At 36.7% G+C, this 3,033-nt stretch carries 3 protein-coding genes and 1 pseudogene; all 4 read left to right on the forward strand.

All coding sequences use genetic code 11. The annotated features are described in order from the left end of the window. The first annotated feature begins 9 nt into the window (after positions 1-9). Positions 10-771, forward strand: a complete 762-nt coding sequence (locus tag QZR70_RS08770) for an ABC transporter ATP-binding protein (RefSeq protein ID WP_105089003.1) — start codon at positions 10-12, stop codon at positions 769-771. A 1-nt stretch (position 772) separates the two neighbouring features. Beyond that, positions 773-1,483 (forward strand): ABC transporter ATP-binding protein, encoded by a 711-nt coding sequence (locus QZR70_RS08775; RefSeq protein ID WP_119206281.1) that lies wholly within the window; start codon positions 773-775, stop codon positions 1,481-1,483. Positions 1,484-1,901: 418 nt separating this feature from the next. Further along, positions 1,902-2,645, forward strand: coding sequence for a polysaccharide biosynthesis/export family protein (locus tag QZR70_RS08780; RefSeq protein ID WP_129822888.1), 744 nt, complete (start codon positions 1,902-1,904; stop codon positions 2,643-2,645). Positions 2,646-2,681: 36 nt separating this feature from the next. Next, positions 2,682-3,033: pseudogene (locus tag QZR70_RS08785) on the forward strand (polysaccharide biosynthesis protein); the annotation flags it as partial.

The raw sequence follows: 3,033 nt of genomic DNA on the forward strand, positions 1-3,033 counted from the left end.
GGGAACTGAATGCTATTAGAATTAAATGACGTAAGTAAAAGCTTTGGTGGCGTTGCAGCTCTCACCGGTATATCCTTTGGCGTAAAACAAGGCGAAGTATTTGGTGTTATTGGTCCAAACGGTGCTGGTAAGACTACACTCTTTAACTTGATTACAGGTGTATTCCCTGTAAGTTCTGGTGAAATCGTATTTGATGGTATGTCTGTTGTAGGCATTAAACCACATAGAACAGTTGAAATGGGTATAGCTCGTACATTCCAAAATATTCGTCTCTTTGGCAATATGACAGCTTTGGAAACCGTTTTAACAGGTATGCATTGCCGAACAGGTTCTGGTTTCATTGCTAGTTTCTTAAGAACTAAACGCCAACGCATTGAAGAAGAACGTTGTCGTGGCATTGCTTATGAGTTCTTAAAGCTAGTAGGTCTTGAAGAAGATGCTGAAGAGGTAGCTACATCTTTGCCATATGGTAAACAACGTCGCCTTGAAATTGCACGTGCTTTGGCAACGCATCCTCAATTAATTTTGCTCGATGAGCCAGCAGCAGGTATGAACGATAGTGAAACAGAAGCATTGCGCCAATTGATTGGTAAGATTCGCGATCTTGGTATTACTGTTGTCGTAATTGAACATGCTATGGAATTGATGATGAATATTTGTGATCGTTTGGTAGTATTCAACTTTGGTAAAAAGATTGCTGAAGGTACACCTCAAGAAATTCAAAATAATGAGGCTGTAATTGAAGCTTACTTAGGTAAAGAGGAGGCGTAATATGTTAAAGCTAGAAAACATCGTGGCTGGTTATGGACATATTACAGCCTTAAAAGATATTAGTTTAGAAGTGCCTCAAGGCTCTATTGTATCTTTGATTGGTGCCAATGGTGCCGGTAAATCTACAACTATGAAAACCATCATGGGGCTTGTAAAACCAACATCTGGTAAAGTATTATTTGAAGGCCAAGATATTACTGGCCATAAAACACATCAAATTGTACATGGTGGTATTTCCTTAGTTCCTGAAGGTCGTCAAATTCTTCAAGATATGAGCGTTTATGAAAACCTAGAAATGGGTGCTTATATCCGTAACGATAATGAGATTGAAGCAGATATTAAAAAAGTATTTAAACGCTTCCCAATCCTTGACGAACGTAGTTACCAATTAGGTGGTACTCTATCTGGTGGTCAACAGCAAATGTTAGCTATTGGTCGTGCACTTATGGCACGTCCAAAGCTCTTACTATTGGATGAACCATCAATGGGTCTTGCACCATTAGTAGTAAATGAAATCTTTGAAACTATCAAAGAAATTAGTGCTGAAGGAACTACTGTTCTTTTGGTAGAACAAAATGTACGACAAGCATTGAAAATTGCTGATTACGCGTATGTATTGGAAACAGGTAAAATGGTATTATCTGGTCCAGCTGATGAAGTACGTCATGATCCTCGCGTTATGGAAGCATATTTAGGCGGTCGTGTTGAATAATTAATACCTTAAGTCAGTAGTACTTATCTAAAATTTTAAATAAGGTGTATATACTAGAAAGCTAGTATATACACCTTATTTTTTTGTTTCATCAATAAATTTGATGAGATTTTGATGATTTTGTGAAGCGATGGTGAATTGAGTTTATATATATTTAATTTATTTATCGAAAATAAATGAAAAAATCGGGTGAAATGTGAGTGAAGTGAGTAAAAAAATACCCATGAATAGATGGTGAAAACCTTATATTTACGGGATTCCTTCTTAAAGTTTTGATGAAGTTAGCTCAGAATGGTCTGCGTTTATGGAAGAAAATTTAAAATAATGATAAAATGACTTAACCGATTTTTTAGGATTAATAATCTTAGAAAATAAGTGATGTATTGAGTGGGTTGTATGTAAATCAAAGAGGTAAAGTATGAATAAAAAACAGTATATGATGATGGCAGCATTCTTATGTGCCACAACAACATCTATGGCTGCACCTGTTAATGTAACAACAGAACAGTCCTACAATGCTAAAGCATTACAAACAGAAGGTCATGCACCACTAGAAACGAGTGCATCTGTTGTGAGCTCAGATAAAGAGTATCGTCTACGTCAAGGGGATGAACTAACCATTCAAGTTGTACAACAAGCGGATCTTGGTACACGTAATGGGAACGACATCATGTACACTGTCCGTCCTGATGGATATGTATCATTCCCTATGGTGGGACCAGTAAAAGCAGATGGATTAACCGTCGATGAGTTTACGGCTCAATTACAGCAAGGTCTATCTCGTTACATTATTAATCCAGATATTACTGTAAATGTTACGAAACTTGGTGGTGTTCGTGTGTATGTATTCGGTGAGATTAATAAACCTGGTGCCTATACATTGACTAAGTCTAGTACCGTTATCGATGCTATTGGTGCTGCTGGTAGCTTTAACTGGGATACAGCTAAAAAGAAAATTTACTTGATTCATCAAGATAATCCTGAAAAACCAATTCCTATAAATTTAAATCGTATGTTACAAACTGGAGATATGTCCGAAAACTATATTATGCGTGAAGGGGATGTTCTTTACTTGACTAAAAATAGCCGCATCAACTTTGCTCGTGATATTGCTCCAATCTTGACCGGCGCATACATGGTATCACGTATCGGTAAGGATTAAGGATAGGGTTTATCTCACATATAAGGGGGCGTTCTTTTGCGTTCATATTTATTACCAGCCATACTGTTTATTGCCGATATTGCGACGATTGTTATTGTTGCATTTATCAGTTTATTTATTAGATTTGATGGTTATATAGAACCTCGATATATTGATCAAATGGTAGACGCATTACCATTATTATTGGTTTCATATATGTTGATGTTCTTGGTTATGCATCTATATACGCGCATATGGCGTTATGCAGGGATGAGAGAGGTTCTAGCTGTTTTTGTAGCTACAACTATTGGTACAGCAATCTTTTATTCATCCATGTTTGCTTTTGGCAAATCTTTACCACGTTCTATCTATTTTATTACATGGTTTTTAACTACCGGTACCGTTGGTA

The organism is uncultured Veillonella sp. (assembly GCF_900545205.1).
Taxonomy (GTDB): Bacteria; Bacillota; Negativicutes; order Veillonellales; family Veillonellaceae; genus Veillonella.

Bases quoted from the DNA above. Each gene is read 5' to 3' on its own strand.
- QZR70_RS08775 (WP_119206281.1), top strand. From the start codon at position 773: ATGTTAAAGCTAGAAAACATCGTGGCTGGTTATGGACATATTACAGCC.
- QZR70_RS08780 (WP_129822888.1), top strand. From the start codon at position 1,902: ATGAATAAAAAACAGTATATGATGATGGCAGCATTCTTATGTGCCACA.
- QZR70_RS08770 (WP_105089003.1), top strand. From the start codon at position 10: ATGCTATTAGAATTAAATGACGTAAGTAAAAGCTTTGGTGGCGTTGCA.